The organism is [Ruminococcus] lactaris ATCC 29176, from assembly GCF_025152405.1.
GTDB lineage: Bacteria > Bacillota > Clostridia > Lachnospirales > Lachnospiraceae > Mediterraneibacter > Mediterraneibacter lactaris.
The window spans coordinates 1,363,644-1,383,430 of the sequence record NZ_CP102292.1 but is presented as its reverse complement, the minus strand read 5'-3'; the positions used below and the strand labels follow the sequence as shown (position 1 = coordinate 1,383,430).

Sequence of the window (19,787 nt, the reverse complement as noted above, 5' to 3'; positions counted from 1 at the left end):
CCTGGAAGAAAAGCAAGAACTTTAGAATATGAGAGGAAGAAGTATGTCTGATACACCAACTAAGACAAAAGGCAGAGCCAAAAAGGATGATTATATCGTCCAGGGTTCGATACTGGCCGCAGCGGCGGTATTGACAAAGATCATCGGTGTCGTTTACAGGATTCCGCTGACCAATATATTAGGTGACGAAGGAAATGGATTTTACGGATATGCATATCAGGTTTATGCTATCGCATTGATGATCTCTTCGTTCAGTCTTCCGACAGCCGTTTCAAAACTGGTTTCTGTCAGACTTGCCAAAAGACAGAAACGGAATGCATTTCGGGTATTTCTGTGTTCCCTTGCATTTGCAGTGGGAGTCGGTTTATTTATTTCGCTGACGATTTTCCTGGGGGCGGGACTGATCTCTACCCATGCGATGAAATCCCCGTTAAGTGTCTATGCACTCCGTGTACTTGCACCGGGCTTGCTGATCGTTGCGGTAATGGCGGTCATCCGTGGATATTTTCAGGGAATGGGGACGATGATTCCGACGGCTATTTCACAGATCATTGAGCAGATTGTGAATGCGGTTGTCAGTATTGTAGGTGCGAGCGTATTATTTGGGATCGGTACAAAGGCAGGTGCTGAAAAGGGAGAAGAACTGCTCGGACCTGCTTATGGAGCAGCAGGAAGTACGCTTGGGACGGTCGCCGGTTCACTGGCGGGACTTTTATTTCTGCTTTTCGTTATGATTCTTTATAAAAAAGTGATCCGTCGTCAGTTGAAACGTGACCGCAGTCAGAACGTGGAAAGTTATTCGTTCATTCTGAAAGCACTGCTTTTCACAGCGATTCCGGTCGTATTCAGCACAGCGGTCTACAATATCAATCAGATCATTGACCTGACGATTTTTAATCATGTGATGGAAGCACAGGGATATGTGGAAAAAGAATATATGGCCTTGCAGGGAATCTACACCGGTAAATATGATACACTGATCAACGTACCGATGGCAATCGCCAATGCACTGGGTACTTCTGTTGTGCCAAGTCTGACAGCAGTTGTGACAAATGGTACGAGAAAGCAGGTTCACAGTAAGATCAACCAGACTTTAAGGATTACGATGGTTGTTGCAATCCCCAGTTGTATCGGATATTTCGTGCTTGCTTCACCGATCATGGTTCTTCTCTATAATGACAGAAGTACAACACCTGCCCATCTGCTGATGATGGGAGCGATTGTGGTAGTACTGTATGGTCTTTCTTCTGTGACCAATTCGATCCTGCATGGATTGAATTATATGACAAGTCCTGCCAAGAATGCGGGAGTTGCACTGGTGATTCACCTTGCAGCCTTTGTCCTGATGATGACAGTATTTAAAATGAATGTCTATGCACTTGTAGGAGGAAACATCGTCTTTGCACTGGCAATGAGTATTCTGAATCTGATCAAGATCCGGAAAGTCAGCGGGTTCAGGATGGATCTGCTCAGCACGTTTGGCAAGCCATTTACGGCTGCAGCAATTATGGGTGTCATTACATATGGTGTGTTCCGATTATTTGACCTGCTTGTGGGAGGAAGAGTTATTCCTGTTCTGGTCTCTCTGATCGTGGCAGTACTCGTATATGCAGTCGTCTTATTGAAGATCGGAACGCTGTCAGAAGATGATATTCTGGATCTGCCAATGGGAGGAAAGATTCTCAGGGCAGCGAAGAAATTCCATCTGATGCCGTCATAGAGCAAGGCTTTTCAGAAAGAGACAGATACAGGAATGCAGGGGTCTGAAAAGCATATTTAATATCAATTTTTCTTATAGCAGAATAAAATTTAAAAAAAAGCCGATACTGTATAAAAAAAGGAGTGGTCCTTATGAAGAAAAAATACATGGTCGGCTTTTTCCTTGCTCTTTTCTGTATGGTATTGCTGGTATCGGCAGGATATGCAGCCAGTTACCGGTATGTTATGCAGCGGCAGGAGGCAAGAGTGGAAGAAGCGGAAAAAAGGGAAGAAGACTTTTTACAGCAGAGTGTAATGACCGAAGGAGATGCGACAAAGAAGACCTCCGGGTATTATTTAAAAGAATTAAACGGCTACGTTGCGGTCTATCGTGCGGATGGGACAAGCCTCTATGAGACAACCAATATTCCAGTAGAGGCATTACCGGATGACCTCCGGGCAGATCTTGACAAAGGCCGTTATATAGAGACACCGGAAGAATTATATGGATTTCTTGAAAATTATTCAAGTTGAACCCAGGAGGGTGGACGAATAAAGCGGAATCGTGTATAATACACTGCGGATATTTAGAAAAAACTGAGACAGATTTACAAGTTTGAAAGGAAATGAAGATGGATCAGCAAAAGATAAAAAGAATTAATGAATTATATAAAAAGTCAAAAGCTGAGGGACTGACTGACGCAGAACGGAAAGAACAGAAGATTCTGCGTCAGGAATACATGGAACTTGTCCGCCGGAATCTGCGTGGACAACTGAACAATATTGATATCGAACAGAAAGACGGTACCGTGATCAACCTGGGTGAAAAATACGGTGCTAAATTTGAAAAAAAGGGGAATTAAAAGATGTTGAACGGACTTCCTTCCGATCCGATGATCTTGTTAAGTGTTGTGAATACGAAACTGAGAGATTTCTATCCATCGCTGCAGGCTTTATGTGATGATATGGAGATCAGTGAGGCCGAACTGAAAGAGAAACTGGCACAGATTGATTATGAATACGATGGCTTGAAGAATCAGTTCGTTTAAAAAAATATACATAGAAAAGGAATGAAAATGGAAAATACGAAGCACCATAGACTGACTTCCTTTGCAGAGACTGCAAGTGAGGCACCGCTGCAGGAACCGGATCGTCAGTATTATTTTATTGAAAAAGCAAAAGATATTTTTGCAGAAAAATGTAAAGAAGCCGACAGGACACTGACGTTCTGTGTTACGACTTTCGGTTGTCAGATGAATGCACGCGACTCCGAAAAACTGGTCGGTATTTTAGAGCAGATCGGTTATGTGGAAGAACCGGACGAGGAGAAAGCAGATTTTGTTATTTATAATACCTGTACTGTCCGGGAAAATGCAAACTTAAGAGTTTACGGACGCTTGGGACAGCTTGGAAGGATCAAGAAAAAAAATCCGCATATGATGATCGCTTTATGTGGCTGTATGATGCAGGAACCGGAGGTTGTAGAGAAACTGAAAAAGAGTTACCGGTTTGTAGACCTGATCTTCGGCACACATAATATATACAAATTCGCAGAGCTTCTTACGAACAGCATGCAGTCTGACCGGATGGTAATTGATATCTGGAAAGATACAGATAAGATCGTTGAAGACCTTCCGGTTGAGAGAAAGTATTCTTTCAAATCCGGTGTTAATATCATGTTCGGCTGCAATAATTTCTGCAGTTACTGTATTGTACCATATGTGCGTGGAAGGGAACGCAGCAGAGACCCGAAAGCGATCGTACGTGAGATTGAGCGTCTCGTAGCAGACGGAGTTGTGGAGGTTATGCTTCTGGGACAGAATGTCAATTCCTATGGAAAGAATCTGGAGCATCCGATGACATTTGCACAGCTTCTTCAGGAGATTGAAAAAATCGAGGGACTGGAGAGAATCCGGTTTATGACGTCCCATCCAAAAGATCTGTCGGATGAACTGATCGAAGTGATGAGCAGATCCAAAAAAATCTGCAGGCATCTGCATCTTCCGGTTCAGTCAGGAAGCAGCCGGATTTTAAAGAAGATGAACCGCCACTATACAAAAGAGCATTATCTTGAGCTTGTAGACAAGATTAAAAAAGCGGTACCGGATATCTCTCTTACGACAGATATTATTGTTGGATTCCCTGGAGAGACTGAGGAGGACTTCCGGGAGACACTGGATGTGGTCAGAAAAGTCCGTTATGACAGTGCGTTTACATTTATTTATTCCAAACGGACGGGAACTCCGGCAGCAGTCATGGAAGATCAGGTATCAGAAGCAGAGGTGAAAGACCGGTTTGACCGTCTTTTAAAGGAAGTTCAGACGATTTCTGCACAACGTTGTGCTATCCATGAGGGAACAATCCAGAAAGCACTGGTAGAATGTCAGAATGAGCATGATCCGAGTCTTGTGACCGGAAGGCTGAGCAATAATCTTTTAGTCCATTTCCCTGGAGATCCTTCTTTGATCGGCAGACTTGTAGACGTAAGTCTGGATGAATGTAAAGGATTCTATTATATGGGGAAAATGAAAGATACAGAATAGAAAAGGATAACCTATATGAAGAAAGATTCTTTCAATGCAAATGAGATACCCGCAGACAAAGGACTGTCCGGGAATGAAAAGATTGAAGAGGCGATCGCTGCACTGCAGGAAGAACCGTCACAGGAACTTCTTGCACATACTCTGACAGTGATCCGCAGAAGGATGCAGGAAGACGGGCAGTTGATTCTGGCTGTAGAGCCTCCTGCAGGTGAAGCACAGCTCCGGATTCAGGCAGTGCAGACTTCAGATGGAAAGCAGTGGTGGTCTGCTTTTACAGGATTTGAGGAAGAACTGAAAGGAAGTGGCAGCGTCATGTCAACATTTCTTACTGAGATCCGAAAGTTATTTGAATCTGCATTAAGTGTAAATGAGATCCAGGGAATCATTCTCAATCCGTGGAACAGGACTCTGATGCTGGACAAGACTCTGCTCCGTATTATACTTGGAAAATAAATCCGGCAATTAAATATTCAGAAAACTGAACCGGATGATGCTTTGGTCAGACCGGACAGAATTATGAAATAGATTCGCTCAAAGCGGGGAAGACTAAACTACATCAAGAATCGGGAGTGTAGGCATGGTAATGAAACGTTTGAGCGAATATTTATTTTTCTGGACATTAGGTGGTACATTATATTATTCTTTTGAAATGATATTCCGGGGATTTTCTCACTGGTCTATGTTTATGCTGGGCGGGTTCTGCCTGGTTTTCTGTATACAACAGGGCATTTGGACGGGATGGGATTCGCCCCTCTGGCTTCAGGTTTTATGGTGCAGCGTTTTTGTGACTACGGGGGAATTTATTACCGGGATTTTAGTCAACAAAGTGATGCACTGGCACGTATGGGATTACAGTGATCAGCCATTTCAGTTAATGGGACAGATCTGTATTCCTTTTGCAGTCTTATTTTCAGGATTATGCGTAGTGGGAATCTTTCTCGGAAGTTATCTGATGCATTTTTTATACGGAGAAAAAATTCCTCATTTTCATGTATTGTAAGAAGATGCTGCTGCCTGTTAAAAAGTGCAGTACGAACCGTGCGATCGGAGGATGGGCACCAAGTCGCTATCTGTCCAGACTGGAAGCCAGGGAAAAGGTTTCTACATCCGTGCTTCTTGAGGCGATTGAGCAGGCAACAGGAAAGGTGATCGCAGGAAAAGACAGCGAAGAAGTTGTTGCACGGTTCGGAGCAAAATTAATCTGACGGAGAAGAAGAGATACTACAAAATGAAAAAATACATAGAATGGGGAGAATTTGAACAGACTTTCCCGATCCGGTTAAATGCACAGCAGAAAAGTGCTGTGCAGAGTGTCAATGGTCCGGTTCTGCTGTTGGCAGTACCGGGTTCCGGGAAGACAACTGTTCTTGTAACCCGGCTTGGTTATATGATCTATTGCAAAGGAATTGATCCGGAAAAAATCCTGACCGTCACCTATACGGTGGCAGCAACGAAAGATATGTCCCGGCGGTTTGCCGGATACTTTGGAGAGGAACTGGCTGACCGACTGGAGTTCAGAACGATCAACGGGTTATGTGCAAAGATCATCAGTTATTATGGAAGAATGATCGGGAAGAAGCCTTTTGAACTGGTACAGGATGAGAAAATAACGGCAGGGATGCTGTCCATGATCTATCAACAGAATGAACATGCGTATGCAACGGAAAGTGACCTGAAGACGGTGCGTACTCTGATTACTTATATCAAGAATATGATGCTGACTGAGGAAGAAATCCTTGAACTAGATGAAGAAGCTGATCTGAAGATTTCCGTTATCTATAAAGAATATTGCCGGCAGTTACGTGCAAAAGGACTGATGGATTACGATGATCAGATGGTATATGCCTATACAATGCTGCGTTCCGTACCGGAACTGCTGAGGCATTTTCAGGAACTTTACCCTTATATCTGCGTGGACGAGGCACAGGATACCTCTAAAATCCAGCATGCCATCATTGCACTGCTGGCATCAGGATCGGAGAATCTTTTTATGGTGGGGGATGAAGATCAGAGTATTTATGGCTTCCGGGCAGCTTATCCTGAGGCTCTGCTCACATTTGAAAAAAATTATCCGGATGCAAAAGTCCTGTTGATGGAAGAAAATTTCCGGTCGGATGCCAGGATCGTTCTGGGGGCAGACCGGTTTATCCAAAAGAATACTCTGCGTCATGAGAAGCATATGAAAGCCGCCAGAAAACCGGTATCTGATATCAGGGAAATTTCATTAAGGAGCAGGAAAGCTCAGTATACATATCTTGCAAAGCTGGCAGAAGGATGCACCTCACAGACAGCTATTTTATATCGTGATAATGAATGCATCCTTCCACTGGTCGATCTGCTGGAGAGAAACGGAATACCTTATCAGATGCGGAATGCAGAACTTTCTTTTTTTTCACACCGTACCATACTGGATATCATCAATATCATAAAACTGGCTCAGAATCCAATGGATACAGAAGCATTTCTGCAGATTTATTATAAAATCGGCACTTATCTCCGCAAGCAGGATGCAATCCGTATCGCCCGGATCAGTGAAGAAAAAAGAATCCCGGTCCTGGATGTGGCTGCAGAGGATCCTGATCTGAACGGTCATGTACTCGGTAGTGTACGGTCGATGCGGACACATTTGCAGAATCTATTGCAGGATTCAGGAGAACGTGCAATTTACAGGATTATGCAGTTTATGGGATATCAGGAATATCTGAACCGTTCAGGGATGAGTGACAGCAAGCTGGAAATTCTCAGGATTCTTGGAAGCAGGGCAGATTCCCCGATGGAACTTGCAGAACGACTGGAGCAGTTGAAAGTTATGATCCGGGAGAAAGAACCGGATCGGAAATGTCCTCTGATCCTCTCCACGATCCATGCAAGCAAGGGGTTAGAATACGACAGTGTTTATCTGATCGATGTGGCAGATGGAATTCTGCCTGAATCAATTCCACAGAATCTGCATCAGGCCTCAGCAGAAGAGCTGAAAGCATATGAAGAAGAACGTCGGCTTTTTTATGTCGGAGTAACCAGGGCAAAGGATCATCTGACACTTTTTACGACCAACAGACCCAGTACATTCTGTTCAGAGTTTCTTGGGAAATCTTCCGTGACAGAAGAAGGCAGGAAAAATCTGATGCCGGTGGAAAGCAGGACCAGCCGGACATTCAAGCAGGCAAGACCCTATGCCGCAGTCGCCGGCATCCGGCAGACAAAAGCTTCAGAAGAACTGTATTTCCGCCTGAAAGAGGAATTGGGGACAGGTGTGATCGTGGAACATAAAAAATATGGAGAAGGTGTAGTGACCCAGTTGGATGACCGGCTTGTTCATATCATGTTCCAGGATGATACGCTTCGTATGATGGATCTTAAAATCCTGGCAAATGCAGGATTATTAAAAGTAAAGAAATAGAATCAGATCAGGAAATGAAAGAGGATCTGACAGAAAATCCTCAGAAGGGGGAACTTAACTTTGGAGAAAAATTTAACATCGAGCAGTGTCCTGAGAACGATCATTTATTTTGCACTGCCATATCTTTTATCTTATTTTTTACAAACGTTATATGGAATGGCCGATCTTTTTATTGTCGGACAGTTTTATGGAGTAGACAGTATCACAGCAGTCGCAAATGGCAGTCAGGTTATGCATATGCTGACTGTGATTATTGTCGGTCTTGCCATGGGGACAACGGTGGCGATCGGTCGTGCAGTGGGTGGAAGAAGACTGGAAGATGCTGCCCATGCGATCGGGAATACGATCACTTTATTTATGATCGTTGCAGTGGTCTTTACAGCCGGGCTTTTATGCTTTGTCCGTCCGATCGTTCTTTTAATCGGAACACCGGAAGAGGCTATAGCGGGAAGTATCCGGTATCTGACGATCTGCTTTATCGGTATTCCATTTATTACAGCGTACAATATTATGAGTTCTATTTTCCGGGGAATGGGAGATTCCAAAAGCCCGATGTATTTTATCGGGATTGCCTGTATGGGAAATATTGTACTTGATTATTTCTTTATCGGTGCAATGCAGCTCGGACCGGCGGGAGCTGCACTGGGGACAACGCTGTCCCAGACATTCAGTGTGATCATTGCCCTGATCTCAATGATGAAAAGAAAGACCGGGATTCATCTGAAAAAAACTGATTTCCGTCCGAATAAAAAAGTAATGTGGCAGATCTTGCGGGTAGGATTCCCGGTTGCAATCCAGGACGGCTGTATCCAGATTGCTTTTATCATCATTACAGTCATTGCAAACCACAGAGGTCTGAATGATGCAGCAGCAGTTGGAATCGTTGAAAAAATGATCAGTGCGATCTTTATCATTCCTTCGTCCATGCTGGCAACTGTCTCCGCACTTTCTGCACAGAATATCGGGGCAGGAAGGCATGACCGGGCATCACAGACCCTGAAATATGCGACGATCATTACTACAGGTTATGGCCTGATCATGACAGTACTGATCGAATTGACCGGGAAGAATCCGGTTGGATTATTTACTAACGATACGGTTGTCGTTTTACTTGGAACGCAGTATTTGAGCGGATATATTATTGACAGTATCTTTGCCGGTGTACATTTCAGCTTCAGTGGTTATTTTGCAGCATATGAAAAATCCTATATTGGATTTATCCATAATATCATTGCCATTGTGCTTGTACGTGTACCCGGCTCTTATCTGGCGTCAAAAATGTTCCCGGATACATTGTTTCCGATGGGACTTGCAGCACCTGCAGGCTCACTGCTGTCTGTACTGATCTGTATCGGAGCCTATCTGTGGATGAAGAAAAAAGGAACTTACGGAGAGCAGAAAATTAGTTCGGATAAAATGTAAGAATGGAGCAGAATTATGACAAAGAAGGAATCCGGTTATAAAGTTATTGTCTCAGAGTCTTTGGTTGATTATATCGGACAACGAACAGATTATGCCAATATTGGGAAAAAATATGGCTTTACAGCCCGTTGGAATCTGAAGGATGTTCCCTTTCTGGTTCAGGACGGCCTGTCGGAAGAACAGGCGGAAAGCTTAAAGCTGGAACTGAGAAATATCGGCATGACGGCACAGATCATGGAAAGTGAAGAAAAAGTGCAGATAAAAAAGAAAAATGGCTTTTTATCAGTATTTAAGAAACGAAAATAAAGATAAACCGTAAGGTTTTTCGATAACTCAGCATAAATTTAACATTCATACACGATTTGACCCGCCCCGATATGAGCATCAAAGTCGGGGACTTTTGGCCCCCGACATATTTAACATAGATTTAACATGAACTTGATACAGAATGCATATGAGTTTTCTACAATGCTGTCGTAGCGTTGGAGAACAGACACAATAACATTGCAAACTATCAAAAGATATGAGAGGGATCGTTATGAATGAAAAACTACAGATAGCATTCGGACTCCTGGGGGGTCTGGCAATCTTTATTTATGGAATGAATATGATGAGTGAATGCCTGCAGAAAGCTGCCGGCGAAAAAATGAAAAGCATTCTTGCACTTCTGACAAAGAATCCATTGCTCGGAGTACTTGCCGGAGCTGTTACGACTGCAGTACTGCAGAGCAGCAGTGCAACAACGGTGATGGCAATCGGATTTGTGAGTGCCGGACTGATGAGCCTGCCGCAGGCAATTTCGATTATTTTTGGTGCAAATATCGGAACTACGATGACGGCACAGATCATTGCTTTTAAGATCAGTGACTATATTTACATTATCATTTTTATTGGATTTATTATTGCTTTTGTAACAAAATCAGAAAAAATAAAAAGTATCGGACAGACCATCTTTGCGTTCGGACTTCTTTTCCTCGGAATTGAAACCATGGGAGATGTTATGAAACCACTGGCTTCCAGTCAGGTCTTTACAGACCTGATCGGAAAAGTCGCACATATTCCGGTTTTAGGTGTCGGGGTTGGGACACTGATGACTCTGGTGGTACAGAGCAGCAGTGCAACCATCGCAGTCCTTCAGAATTTTGCTGCACAGCCGGGGGCGGACGGAATGACAAGTATTCTTGGCCTTGCCGGTGCAATCCCGATCCTGCTCGGTGATAACATCGGAACTACGATCACGGCACTTCTTGCAAGTATCGGACAGAGCAAAGATGCAAAAAGAACAGCAGTAGCTCATTGTATTTTTAATATTTCAGGCTGCTTTCTTTTTATCTGGTTTGTAAAGCCATTTGCAGCACTGATCCAGTATATTTCTCCAAAAGGACCTGAGATTGAAGTGATCTCCAGACAGATCGCAAATGCACATACTGTATTTAACATTACCATGACGCTGATCTGGGTCTGCCTGATCAATGTAATGGTCAAGATCGTTATGATGCTGATTCCTGACGGAAAAAGCAAAGAGATCGATCCTGCCCGCCCATTATACCTGGATGAAAAGATCATCAGCCAGCCGATAGCTGCACTGCAACTGGTTGCAAAAGAGATTCTTCATTTAAGCGATATGGTGAAAGAAGCAGTGAAAGATACGATTTCCATTGTAAAGACGGAAGAGACCAGCCGTATGAATGCACTTACAGAAAAAGGGCATCAGATCCAGACACTGGCAGACCGGATCACAGAATATCTTGCCCTGCTCTTTTCTTCAGGAACCATGACGGAGCAGCAGGCGTCTCAGACTGCCAGTCTGATGTATGTTTTAAGTGATGTAGAGCGTATAGGAACCTTAAGTGTTGAGATTGCCGGATGTATACAGGAAAAGGCAGATCATCAATATAAATATACAGAAGAGGCAATGGATGAGCTGCAAAAGAGTCTGAAAACCCTTGAAAAGATGTTTGATGATTCGATGAAAGCATTGCAGAACCGTGACTCTGTGCAGGTCGAAAAGTTGATCAAGCGGAAGGATAAGATCATTGATCTGGATATTAAAATGCGAAAGGCTCATATCCAGCGTGTAAATAAAGGAAAATGTAAATCGAGTATGACAGCACCATTTACTAATATTCTTCATCTGATCGACCGTATGGGCAACAGTTGCGTAAATCTTGCGGATGTGGCAACGAATGAGATCAGCCTCGAGTATTTTATGGTGCAGCATTAGAAAATAAAGATCAGATCAGGTTATCAGATCATATATGAGATTACGGTGGGATCAGGGACAGAACAGAGCGTTCCTGGTCCTGTTTTTTATGAGGGCAGCGGGGGTAAATCGCAAAGCGTATTTTATCCGTTATATGATGTCGGGGTCAAAAGCCCCCGACTTTGATGCCTACGGATTGCTCCGTGCTACGCACTCCCACAATCCTACCCAATATTCGCATATCGTGGGATTATCATCCCACTTTTATGCTCATATCGGGGCGGGTCCTAAGGTCTTTCACCCACCTATGAGCAAGCTCATGTGGGCTTAGACCTTTTGACCCTGGCATCGTTATATGACAGGGGGTAGAGAATGTGCTATAATCATTTTTGAAATTTTCAAAAGCAGAAGGAGAAAATGACAATGAATCTGATCAATCAGTTTGGAAGGACGGTGAGCAGTGAATCTTTAAAAGATCCTGAAAAAGCCCGCCGTCTTCTTCTTATGGGATACAGGCTTCAGGAGAAACGGCTGAAGTTTTTCCCAGATAAAAATCTTCCCGATTCTGCACATTATGTGGCACGAATCGTTATGAAAAATATTATTCATGCACTTGCCCGACCGGAAAATGCAGCTATGGTCAGCATTTTTGTTCCGGGAGAACTGCTGACCGCAGCGGGGCTGACCCCTTATTCAGTGGAGGCGTTATCCTGCTTTCTTGCCGGTACAAAGTGTGAGCAGGCATTTCTCAGAAAGACAGAAGAAGAGGGATTCCCGGAAACGATGTGTTCCTATCATCGGGTATTTTTAGGAGCTGCTTTAACAGGAATTTTACCAAAACCGAAATGTACGGTGTATACCAATCTTGCCTGTGACGGCAATATGATGACCTTTCCTTATCTGAAGCAGACGTATGAACTGCCTGGATTTTATATTGATGTGCCATATGAGAAAAATCAGGATTCTGTCCGGTATGTTGCGGGACAGTTACGGGAACTGAAGCGATTCCTGGAAGAAGTGACAGGAAAAAAGATACCTGAAGAGGCAGTGCAGAAGGCAGTTTCAAATAGCCGGAAAGCAGCCGTCAATTATCAGAGGCAGCTTGCATTACGGAAAGATCATGATCCTGTTTCCTCCATGACGAATGAACTTTATGCGATCTTTATGTGTCATCTGCTGGCGGGATCAGAAGCGTCTGTCAAATATACGGAACTGTTACTGGAAGATGTAAAGAAAGCTCCGAAAGGGGCAGGACTTCATGTTCTGTGGATGCATATTATGCCATTTTTGCAGGAACCGGTAATGGAAGTTTTCAATTACAGTGATACAATCCACATCAGTGCCTGTGATTTTGTCGCAGACGGATTTCAGATGATGGATGCTTCAGATCCCTATGAGGCGATGGCAGCGAAAATGGTCAACTGTATTTATAACGGAGCGGTAGATAAGAGAATTGAAATGGCAGAACGTCTTGCCAAAATAACAAATGCAGATGGTGGAATCTTATTTGCCCACTGGGGATGCAAAGGAACGATCGGAGCCTCCGGTCTGATCAAAAGTTCACTGGAAGCAGCAGGACTTCCGACCATGATCCTGGATGGCGATGGATGTAATCCTGCCAATACAAGTGATGGACAGGTTTCTACAAGACTTCAGGCATTCGTGGAAATGCTGGAAGAGAACAGGGAGGGAAAATCGCATGATACATTATGTTTGTAAATATACCCCGGTAGAACTGTTCCGGGGATTCGGTGAGGAATGTGCGGTTCTGGAGGAAATGCCGGAAAATTTTGAACAGTCTGATCAGATTGCACATGCAAATTTATGCGGTTTTGGAAAATCAGTGATCCAGGCAGTCCTGGAGGGGAAAGCCGATCAGCTTGTACTTGTAAACTGCTGTGATTCCATGCGTCGCGTGTACGATATTGTAAAAAATACCGGAAAATGTAACTTCTTATATATGCTGGATCTTCCTCATGAAGATAATGAATGTGAAAAAGTTAAATTTGCCGGTTCGATCCAACGTCTGAAAGAGGCATATGAAAAATACTCCGGGAAAAAATTTGACCGGACACTTTTCCTGAAGGCTTTCGCAAAGACATCTGCGAGCAGAACTTCTTATATTGGTGTACTTGGAGTGCGTGTCAGTGGAATCCTTGAAAAAATGATCCGGGACAATCTTCATATGGATGTAAGAAATCTGACCTGTACCGGTGGGCGAAACCTGGCAGTTCTTCCTGAAGAAATGCAGGAAATGGAAGAAGACAGGCTGTTGCTTGCATATGCAGATGCACTGCTTGGACAGATGCCATGCTTTCGGATGAATAACAATACAAGAAGAAACCAGCTTTATTTAGACCCGGATTTAAAAGGAATTATTTACCATACGATCAAGTTCTGTGATTATTATGGATTTGAATACGCAAGTATTAAAAAGAACATCCAGGTGCCACTCCTTAAGATCGAGACAGATTTTACAAGTCAGAGTGCCGGACAGCTTTCAACCAGAATCCAGGCATTTTCAGAAACGATCGAAGGGTCAGAAGATATGAATCCTGAAAAGGAAATCAGCAGGGAGGAAAGAGAAAAAATGGAATCAGGAGTTTACTATGTAGCCGGAATCGACAGTGGTTCTACCAGTACAGACGTTGTTATTCTGGATCAGGACGGGAAAATCAAATCCACTATGATCATTCCTACAGGTGGCGGAGCAATGATGAGTGCAGAGAAGAGTCTGGATCAGGCAATAGAAAAAGCCGGTATCAAAAAAGAGGATCTCGTGCGGATCGTTACCACCGGTTACGGTCGTGCCTATATAGACAGCGGGGATGACAGCATTACTGAGATCACCTGTCATGCAAAAGGAGCAAATTATCTTAATCCGGATGTACGGACGGTGATCGATATCGGAGGACAGGATATCAAAGCAATCAGTATTGATGAACATGGTGCAGTTAAAAATTTCCTGATGAATGATAAATGTGCTGCCGGAACAGGACGTTTCCTTGAGATGATGGCAAGGACACTCGGACTTTCTTTGGAAGAAATGAGCGTAAAAGGATTGGATTGGAAAGAAAATGTAGTTATCTCAAGTATGTGTACAGTTTTTGCAGAATCAGAGGTTGTATCCCTGGTTGCCCAGAATAAAGAGGTGTCAGATATTATTCACGGACTGAATGTATCTGTCGCATCCAAAGTAGGGGCACTTGCCGCAAGGCTTGGAAAAAATAATCCGGGTGAATATATGATGACCGGTGGTGTCGCCAAAAATCAGGGAATCATCCAGGCACTGGAAGAAAAGCTCGGAGCGAAGCTCTATATCTGTGATGAGGCACAGCTTTGTGGGGCTCTGGGTGCAGCAATTTTTGCTTATGAAAAATGTAAAGTACAAAAGATATAATAAAGAAATAAAACAATGAAGAGAACGTTTGTTCTAAAAATAACTTGCATTGCGAAACGTATGTTTGTATAATAGGACTATGAGTACAGAATTTATAAATAGCAATTATACAATACAGGAAAAACTGCAGATTCTCGCAGATGCAGCCAAATATGATGTCGCATGCACATCCAGCGGTTCAAGCCGCCGGGGAAAGAAAGGAGAACTCGGCAATGCTGAAGCATGTGGCATCTGTCATAGCTTTGCGGCAGACGGAAGATGTATTTCTCTGCTCAAGATCCTGATGACGAATCATTGTGCTTATGACTGCAAGTACTGCATCAACCGTGCCAGTAATGATGTCAAAAGAGCAACCTTTACACCGGAAGAGATCTGTGAGCTGACCATAGAATTTTATAAGCGTAATTATATTGAGGGACTGTTCCTGAGTTCCGGTGTTCTGAAGAATCCCTCTTATACGATGGAGAAAATGTGTGAGACGTTGTTATTGCTTCGGACAAAGTACCATTTTAATGGTTATATCCATGTAAAGACGATTCCCGGTGCTTCTGATGAACTGCTCGCAGCGGCCGGTTATCTTGCAGACCGTATCAGTGTGAATTTAGAACTGCCTACAGAAGCAGGACTTCGTACACTGGCACCCAACAAAACGATGCAGACCATTCTGAATCCCATGGGAAAAGTGCAAAGTACGATCGCCTCTCACCGGATGGCAATCGGTAAGACAGCTCATATGGAACGAAGTCTCGGGAACCGATATTTAGATCACGGGATTTTTTCGGAAAATTCCAGACAGAGATTCAGAAAAAGCCTGAGTATGGGGAATACAGTGTCAGAAGCCCCCCTTGTTTCGCTATCGGAAAATGAACTACCTATCTCATTGAAGAACGGAAAGAGACCGGCATCAGAATATGTACTGGGATGGGAGAATGCCACCCAGTTGGCACCACAGGATATGTCAAAGTTAAAGCGTAGCTTTGCTCCGGCAGGTCAGAGTACTCAGATGATCATAGGAGCTACCGGTGAAAGCGATTATACACTATTGCAGACAACGCAGGCACTTTATCAGGGGTTTGACCTGAAGCGTGTCTTTTATTCAGCATACATCCCGTTAAATGAAGAGGCAGTATTACCGCAGATCGGTACACCTCCGCCTCTTCTGCGTGAACACCGGTTATATCAGGCAGACTGGCTTCTCCGGTTTTACGGATTCCAGGCAGGAGAACTGCTGTCCCCGGAAAAGCCGGATTTCAATGAACTGGTAGATCCAAAGTGTGACTGGGCATTGCGGCATCTGGATCAATTCCCTGTGGAAGTGGGGACTGCAGACTATGCCGTCCTGCTTCGTGTTCCCGGGATTGGTCCAAAGTCAGCCGGCCGGATCGTAAATGCAAGACGTTATGGAAGACTGGATTTCCCCAGCTTAAAGAAAATGGGAGTAGTATTAAAGAGAGCCCATTATTTTATTACCTGCCAGGGAAAGCAGATGTACCATACGCCGATTGAAGAAAATTATATCATCCGGCAACTGGTTCATACAGATAAAAAAGAATTGTGGGAGACTCAGCATGCCAATGAATCATTTTCACAGATGACCCTGGCAGATTTTGGAATCCGATAGGAGCAGAAGATTATGAAAATATATACTTGCAAAGACCGGCTTGAAGATATTCTGACCTGTATTTATGATGCATGGTCAGCGGCACTGCAGGTCGGACACGACCAGATACAGTTAAGAAAAGAACCGGTATTTCAGCAGACAATCTTTGATGAATATATTCATGTGGATGGAGATACTTCCAAAGCAGAAAAAGTGATCCGGTCCATCCGCAGGGATATCTCGGATGAAGCTTATCTGTATGTGTATTATGCATCATTGTCTGATGAGGAAGATGCACTTCAGGCAATTTATCAGTTCCTGCGAGTTGGATTTGCCACAGGAAGCAGTGTATTGGAGCAATATGCGAATCCATCTGTGATGCGGATCGTAGAACTGCGGAGAAAAGTTGGAAACGAATGTCATCATTTCCGGGAATTTGCACGATTTGAGTCTTTAAATGGAAGCGTTTACGTCAGCCATTTAGAACCGAAAAGTGATGTGATCATGCTGGTTGGCAGACATTTTGCAGATCGTATGCCCTCAGAACACTGGATGATCATTGATAATAAACGGAAGATTGCATGTATCCACCCGAAAGACGGGACAAATTACCTGCGTTATCTGACAGATGAAGAGTTCGATACACTGCGAAAGACAGAAGAATATACAGATACATATACCGATCTCTGGAAAACCTTTTTCCATGCAGTCGGTATCAAAGAAAGAGAAAATTATATCTGTCAGAGGAATCTGTTCCCGAAATGGAAACGGAAGCATGCGGTGGAGTTCAGGGAATAAGCCGAAGAGCTGGCTGTTTATAAATCCCCGGAATCTGATTGACTTCTTTTGCGTTGAAATTTTGGCATTTTTAAGATAGGATTAATTTATCAAAGATCGGTTTGATAAAATGTGTTTTTGATTTGAATCCCATGGTAATATTTGATTAAAAACGGATTTAGAAATAACGAAGTTTTTACTACTTGTATTAGTTGAACGAAAGATAAGGGAGAGATAGCATGAAGACAGTCAGAGTAGTAGCAGGGATTATCATCGAAGATGGTAAAGTTTTTGCAACGCAGCGTGGATATGGAGAATTTAAAGACGGATGGGAATTTCCAGGTGGAAAGATTGAGCAAGGTGAGACACCGGAAGAAGCAGTTGTAAGAGAAATCATGGAAGAACTGGATACAGAGGTCGAAGTGAAAGAATTATTCGATACTGTAGAGTATGATTATCCAAAGTTTCATTTATCAATGGACTGCTTTATCTGTAAGATTAAAAAAGGAGATCTTGTACTGAAAGAGCATGAGGCAGCAAAATGGCTGACGAAAGAGACTTTGCATACGGTGGACTGGCTTCCGGCAGATTATGGACTGGTGGAAAAACTCAGAGAGATGCTCAGTTTACAGTAGAAGAAAATATGATCACTTATGAATACAGAAGTAAAAATATTTTTACAGAGGGAAAGAAAATCTGATTTTTTATGAAGGAGCGTGAAATAATATGGCAAAACTGGAAAGAAGCATCAATGGGAATATGAATGAGTTACTCAACAGGATTGAATCGGGAATCTTAAATGGTAGTATGTCTGCATCTTTGGAAGATGCCAGTGATTTTGAAAGTGGCACTGCTAGATGTAGTGTAAGGGTATTTGAACGGTACAGTTGTGCCGGAAGTAACAGAGTCAGCCTGAGTGTCACACTTTTTCAAAATGGAGACGAGCCAATTCAGCTTTCGGCTATTACTGCCGGTGGAAGTCAGGCAGTATTTTTCAAGATTAATACTTTAGGAGAGGAATCATTTTTGGAGAAACTGATTAAATTATTAGATGAGTAATTATAAATAATAGTAGGTGGCAGAAAATGATTGATAATATAAGATTGAAATCAGTGCTTGCAGGACAACAACTTTGGATTGAAGCGGCTGTGAAAAAACTGGAGAGCAATTTTGTAACGATTGATATAGCAAGACGCGAAGATGGTAAGTTAATTATTATGGAACTTGGAGATGGACAGGTATCCGGTATTGTAGCAGGCAGGTGAAGATGGTGATACCGATAAATGAAAGATTACTATCCGGGAGAAAATTATATATCTCACAGAATGGAACCAGTGGTCCAGTCATTTTCTGGGGAATGTATCCGCATCGGGGAAATGAAGTAGAACATCTGAGAGAGTCTTTGATGGAAATAGCCCCGGGACAAAATTTTATGCTTGTTGCATTTCAGGTGGAAGACTGGAATCGGGATTTTTCACCGTGGGAAGCACCTGCTATGTTTGGAACAGAAAAATTTTCCGGACAGGGTGCAGAGACATTGAGATGGCTTACAGAAGAATGTATGCCATATATTGATCAGACATTTGATACAGAACGACGGGAACGCTGGCTGATGGGATACTCTCTTGCAGGGCTGTTTGCTTTGTGGGCAGCATATGAGCTGGATTGCTTTTCGGGCATAATCTGTTGTTCAGGATCTTTATGGTTTCAGGACTGGGATATTTATGTGAAAGAACATACTCTTCACAGTAAATGTAAGATTTATCTGAGCCTTGGAGGCCGGGAAGAGAAGACAAAGAATAAAGTGATGGCAAGAGTAGGAGACCGGACAAGGGAACAGAAAAAGAAATTGGAAAAGGATCCAATGGCAGAACAGGTGTTTTTGGAGTGGAATGCCGGAGGACATTTTGCTGATGAGGGGAAAAGACTTGCTAAAGGAATCCGATATCTGTTTCATATTTCACAATCAGGAGGAAATATTAAATAATGACTTATTATGATCGAGAAGACCAATTCCTGCGGCAGAGGTTGCAGAAAGAAATTCCGGTTTTAACAGCGTTAATAAAGAATTTGTATGAAGGACTGGATCGGAGATTTCATCTGAATGGAGCAAAAGTACCGGTGACATTTGGATTTGATACCGATTCTTTAGGATCTTATACCCGGCAAAGTGCTCATAACGAGGAGCATTTTCATTTTTCACTGTTCTTCATTGCATATGGAGTAAAAAATCCACTGTCTAAAGAAGATCGTATCGATTTATTTAAGCATGAATATGCACATTATATGCAGTACAATATGTCAATACCTGAAAAATATCAATGGCAGACAGGAACGCACGGGAGTGCGTGGAAGTATTGCTGCTCTCTTATAGGGGCAGTTCCGACTCCTTATTATAAGGCAGGAGAAGCACTAAGGGATCACGACTACGATAAGGTATTAAAAAATCGGATCCATGATAAGACGGTGCCAATCCGGGATACCTATCAACGTCTGCAAAAAGCACAGAAGCAAAAGAATGAAATTATCCATTATAAAATTGGAGATGAAGTTGCTCATCCCCGATTTGGAAATGGAATCGTAGAAAAAATTAGTCCAAGATCTGGCGGAGTACATCTTCATATTCGTTTTGATGGTGAAGTGAAATGCATAGATCAAAAGTGGCTGATGAAAAGAAGAGATTCATATAAATAGTGGAGGTGATTTTTGTGACACATGAAGAATTTGAAAAAGCTGTAAATTAT

At 43.0% G+C, this 19,787-nt stretch carries 21 protein-coding genes; all 21 read left to right on the top strand.

The window, feature by feature from the left end; all coding sequences use genetic code 11:
- The first annotated feature begins 43 nt into the window (after positions 1-43).
- The 21 genes from NQ541_RS06565 (at position 44) to NQ541_RS06465 (ending at position 19,737) form a co-directional block, all read left to right on the top strand.
- Positions 44-1,720 (top strand): putative polysaccharide biosynthesis protein, encoded by a 1,677-nt coding sequence (locus tag NQ541_RS06565; RefSeq protein ID WP_005612255.1) that lies wholly within the window; start codon positions 44-46, stop codon positions 1,718-1,720.
- 131 nt (positions 1,721-1,851) lie between these two features.
- Positions 1,852-2,232 (top strand): hypothetical protein, encoded by a 381-nt coding sequence (locus NQ541_RS06560; protein ID WP_005612257.1) that lies wholly within the window; start codon positions 1,852-1,854, stop codon positions 2,230-2,232.
- Positions 2,233-2,330: 98 nt separating this feature from the next.
- Positions 2,331-2,561, top strand: coding sequence for a DUF896 domain-containing protein (locus NQ541_RS06555; RefSeq protein WP_023923364.1), 231 nt, complete (start codon positions 2,331-2,333; stop codon positions 2,559-2,561).
- Positions 2,562-2,564: 3 nt separating this feature from the next.
- Positions 2,565-2,747, top strand: coding sequence for a DUF4250 domain-containing protein (locus tag NQ541_RS06550; RefSeq protein WP_005612260.1), 183 nt, complete (start codon positions 2,565-2,567; stop codon positions 2,745-2,747).
- Positions 2,748-2,774: 27 nt separating this feature from the next.
- A complete protein-coding gene (gene miaB, locus NQ541_RS06545; protein WP_023923365.1) occupies positions 2,775-4,241 on the top strand; it encodes a tRNA (N6-isopentenyl adenosine(37)-C2)-methylthiotransferase MiaB in 1,467 nt (488 codons plus the stop codon).
- A gap of 15 nt (positions 4,242-4,256) precedes the next feature.
- Entirely contained in the window at positions 4,257-4,694 is a 438-nt protein-coding gene (locus NQ541_RS06540; RefSeq protein WP_005612262.1) for an SseB family protein, read from the top strand.
- Between the two features lie 124 nt (positions 4,695-4,818).
- On the top strand, positions 4,819-5,241 hold the full coding sequence (locus NQ541_RS06535) for a putative ABC transporter permease (RefSeq protein ID WP_005612263.1): 423 nt from the start codon (positions 4,819-4,821) through the stop codon (positions 5,239-5,241).
- The gene (locus NQ541_RS06530) at positions 5,231-5,446 is read left to right on the top strand and encodes a hypothetical protein (RefSeq protein ID WP_005612265.1); all 216 of its coding nucleotides are present in this window, start codon (positions 5,231-5,233) and stop codon (positions 5,444-5,446) included. The genes NQ541_RS06535 and NQ541_RS06530 overlap by 11 nt, the downstream gene beginning before the upstream one ends.
- 23 nt (positions 5,447-5,469) lie before the next feature.
- Complete coding sequence (locus tag NQ541_RS06525) at positions 5,470-7,641, top strand: ATP-dependent helicase (protein WP_005612267.1); 2,172 nt, start codon at positions 5,470-5,472, stop codon at positions 7,639-7,641.
- Between the two features lie 60 nt (positions 7,642-7,701).
- Positions 7,702-9,063 (top strand): MATE family efflux transporter, encoded by a 1,362-nt coding sequence (locus NQ541_RS06520; protein WP_044940990.1) that lies wholly within the window; start codon positions 7,702-7,704, stop codon positions 9,061-9,063.
- 15 nt (positions 9,064-9,078) lie between these two features.
- Positions 9,079-9,369: a hypothetical protein gene (locus NQ541_RS06515; RefSeq protein ID WP_005612273.1), complete on the top strand. Its 291-nt coding sequence runs from the start codon at positions 9,079-9,081 to the stop codon at positions 9,367-9,369.
- Between the two features lie 232 nt (positions 9,370-9,601).
- The gene (locus NQ541_RS06510) at positions 9,602-11,287 is read left to right on the top strand and encodes a Na/Pi cotransporter family protein (RefSeq protein WP_044940992.1); all 1,686 of its coding nucleotides are present in this window, start codon (positions 9,602-9,604) and stop codon (positions 11,285-11,287) included.
- 402 nt (positions 11,288-11,689) lie between these two features.
- A complete protein-coding gene (locus NQ541_RS06505; protein ID WP_044940995.1) occupies positions 11,690-12,985 on the top strand; it encodes a 2-hydroxyacyl-CoA dehydratase subunit D in 1,296 nt (431 codons plus the stop codon).
- The gene (locus NQ541_RS06500) at positions 12,966-14,666 is read left to right on the top strand and encodes an acyl-CoA dehydratase activase (RefSeq protein WP_005612283.1); all 1,701 of its coding nucleotides are present in this window, start codon (positions 12,966-12,968) and stop codon (positions 14,664-14,666) included. The genes NQ541_RS06505 and NQ541_RS06500 overlap by 20 nt, the downstream gene beginning before the upstream one ends.
- Before the next feature lie 79 nt (positions 14,667-14,745).
- On the top strand, positions 14,746-16,287 hold the full coding sequence (locus NQ541_RS06495) for a putative DNA modification/repair radical SAM protein (protein WP_005612285.1): 1,542 nt from the start codon (positions 14,746-14,748) through the stop codon (positions 16,285-16,287).
- Between the two features lie 12 nt (positions 16,288-16,299).
- Positions 16,300-17,064, top strand: coding sequence for a TIGR03915 family putative DNA repair protein (locus NQ541_RS06490; protein ID WP_005612287.1), 765 nt, complete (start codon positions 16,300-16,302; stop codon positions 17,062-17,064).
- A 218-nt stretch (positions 17,065-17,282) separates the two neighbouring features.
- The gene (gene mutT / locus NQ541_RS06485; protein WP_005612289.1) at positions 17,283-17,678 is read left to right on the top strand and encodes an 8-oxo-dGTP diphosphatase MutT; all 396 of its coding nucleotides are present in this window, start codon (positions 17,283-17,285) and stop codon (positions 17,676-17,678) included.
- 91 nt (positions 17,679-17,769) lie between these two features.
- Positions 17,770-18,102: a DUF6054 family protein gene (locus tag NQ541_RS06480; protein ID WP_005612291.1), complete on the top strand. Its 333-nt coding sequence runs from the start codon at positions 17,770-17,772 to the stop codon at positions 18,100-18,102.
- A 26-nt stretch (positions 18,103-18,128) separates the two neighbouring features.
- Entirely contained in the window at positions 18,129-18,308 is a 180-nt protein-coding gene (locus NQ541_RS06475) for an ATP-grasp domain-containing protein (protein WP_005612293.1), read from the top strand.
- A 2-nt stretch (positions 18,309-18,310) separates the two neighbouring features.
- Positions 18,311-19,030: an alpha/beta hydrolase gene (locus NQ541_RS06470; RefSeq protein ID WP_044940999.1), complete on the top strand. Its 720-nt coding sequence runs from the start codon at positions 18,311-18,313 to the stop codon at positions 19,028-19,030.
- Positions 19,030-19,737, top strand: coding sequence for a hypothetical protein (locus NQ541_RS06465; protein WP_005612298.1), 708 nt, complete (start codon positions 19,030-19,032; stop codon positions 19,735-19,737). The genes NQ541_RS06470 and NQ541_RS06465 overlap by 1 nt, the downstream gene beginning before the upstream one ends.
- The last annotated feature ends 50 nt before the right edge of the window (positions 19,738-19,787 follow it).

Excerpts from the sequence above, each read along its gene's own strand:
- NQ541_RS06565 (WP_005612255.1), top strand. The coding sequence starts at position 44 with ATGTCTGATACACCAACTAAGACAAAAGGCAGAGCCAAAAAGGATGAT.
- NQ541_RS06560 (WP_005612257.1), top strand. The coding sequence starts at position 1,852 with ATGAAGAAAAAATACATGGTCGGCTTTTTCCTTGCTCTTTTCTGTATG.
- NQ541_RS06555 (WP_023923364.1), top strand. The coding sequence starts at position 2,331 with ATGGATCAGCAAAAGATAAAAAGAATTAATGAATTATATAAAAAGTCA.
- NQ541_RS06550 (WP_005612260.1), top strand. The coding sequence starts at position 2,565 with ATGTTGAACGGACTTCCTTCCGATCCGATGATCTTGTTAAGTGTTGTG.
- miaB (WP_023923365.1), top strand. The coding sequence starts at position 2,775 with ATGGAAAATACGAAGCACCATAGACTGACTTCCTTTGCAGAGACTGCA.
- NQ541_RS06540 (WP_005612262.1), top strand. The coding sequence starts at position 4,257 with ATGAAGAAAGATTCTTTCAATGCAAATGAGATACCCGCAGACAAAGGA.
- NQ541_RS06535 (WP_005612263.1), top strand. The coding sequence starts at position 4,819 with ATGGTAATGAAACGTTTGAGCGAATATTTATTTTTCTGGACATTAGGT.
- NQ541_RS06530 (WP_005612265.1), top strand. The coding sequence starts at position 5,231 with ATGTATTGTAAGAAGATGCTGCTGCCTGTTAAAAAGTGCAGTACGAAC.
- NQ541_RS06525 (WP_005612267.1), top strand. The coding sequence starts at position 5,470 with ATGAAAAAATACATAGAATGGGGAGAATTTGAACAGACTTTCCCGATC.
- NQ541_RS06515 (WP_005612273.1), top strand. The coding sequence starts at position 9,079 with ATGACAAAGAAGGAATCCGGTTATAAAGTTATTGTCTCAGAGTCTTTG.
- NQ541_RS06510 (WP_044940992.1), top strand. The coding sequence starts at position 9,602 with ATGAATGAAAAACTACAGATAGCATTCGGACTCCTGGGGGGTCTGGCA.
- NQ541_RS06505 (WP_044940995.1), top strand. The coding sequence starts at position 11,690 with ATGAATCTGATCAATCAGTTTGGAAGGACGGTGAGCAGTGAATCTTTA.
- NQ541_RS06500 (WP_005612283.1), top strand. The coding sequence starts at position 12,966 with ATGATACATTATGTTTGTAAATATACCCCGGTAGAACTGTTCCGGGGA.
- NQ541_RS06495 (WP_005612285.1), top strand. The coding sequence starts at position 14,746 with ATGAGTACAGAATTTATAAATAGCAATTATACAATACAGGAAAAACTG.
- NQ541_RS06490 (WP_005612287.1), top strand. The coding sequence starts at position 16,300 with ATGAAAATATATACTTGCAAAGACCGGCTTGAAGATATTCTGACCTGT.
- mutT (WP_005612289.1), top strand. The coding sequence starts at position 17,283 with ATGAAGACAGTCAGAGTAGTAGCAGGGATTATCATCGAAGATGGTAAA.
- NQ541_RS06480 (WP_005612291.1), top strand. The coding sequence starts at position 17,770 with ATGGCAAAACTGGAAAGAAGCATCAATGGGAATATGAATGAGTTACTC.
- NQ541_RS06475 (WP_005612293.1), top strand. The coding sequence starts at position 18,129 with ATGATTGATAATATAAGATTGAAATCAGTGCTTGCAGGACAACAACTT.
- NQ541_RS06470 (WP_044940999.1), top strand. The coding sequence starts at position 18,311 with ATGGTGATACCGATAAATGAAAGATTACTATCCGGGAGAAAATTATAT.
- NQ541_RS06465 (WP_005612298.1), top strand. The coding sequence starts at position 19,030 with ATGACTTATTATGATCGAGAAGACCAATTCCTGCGGCAGAGGTTGCAG.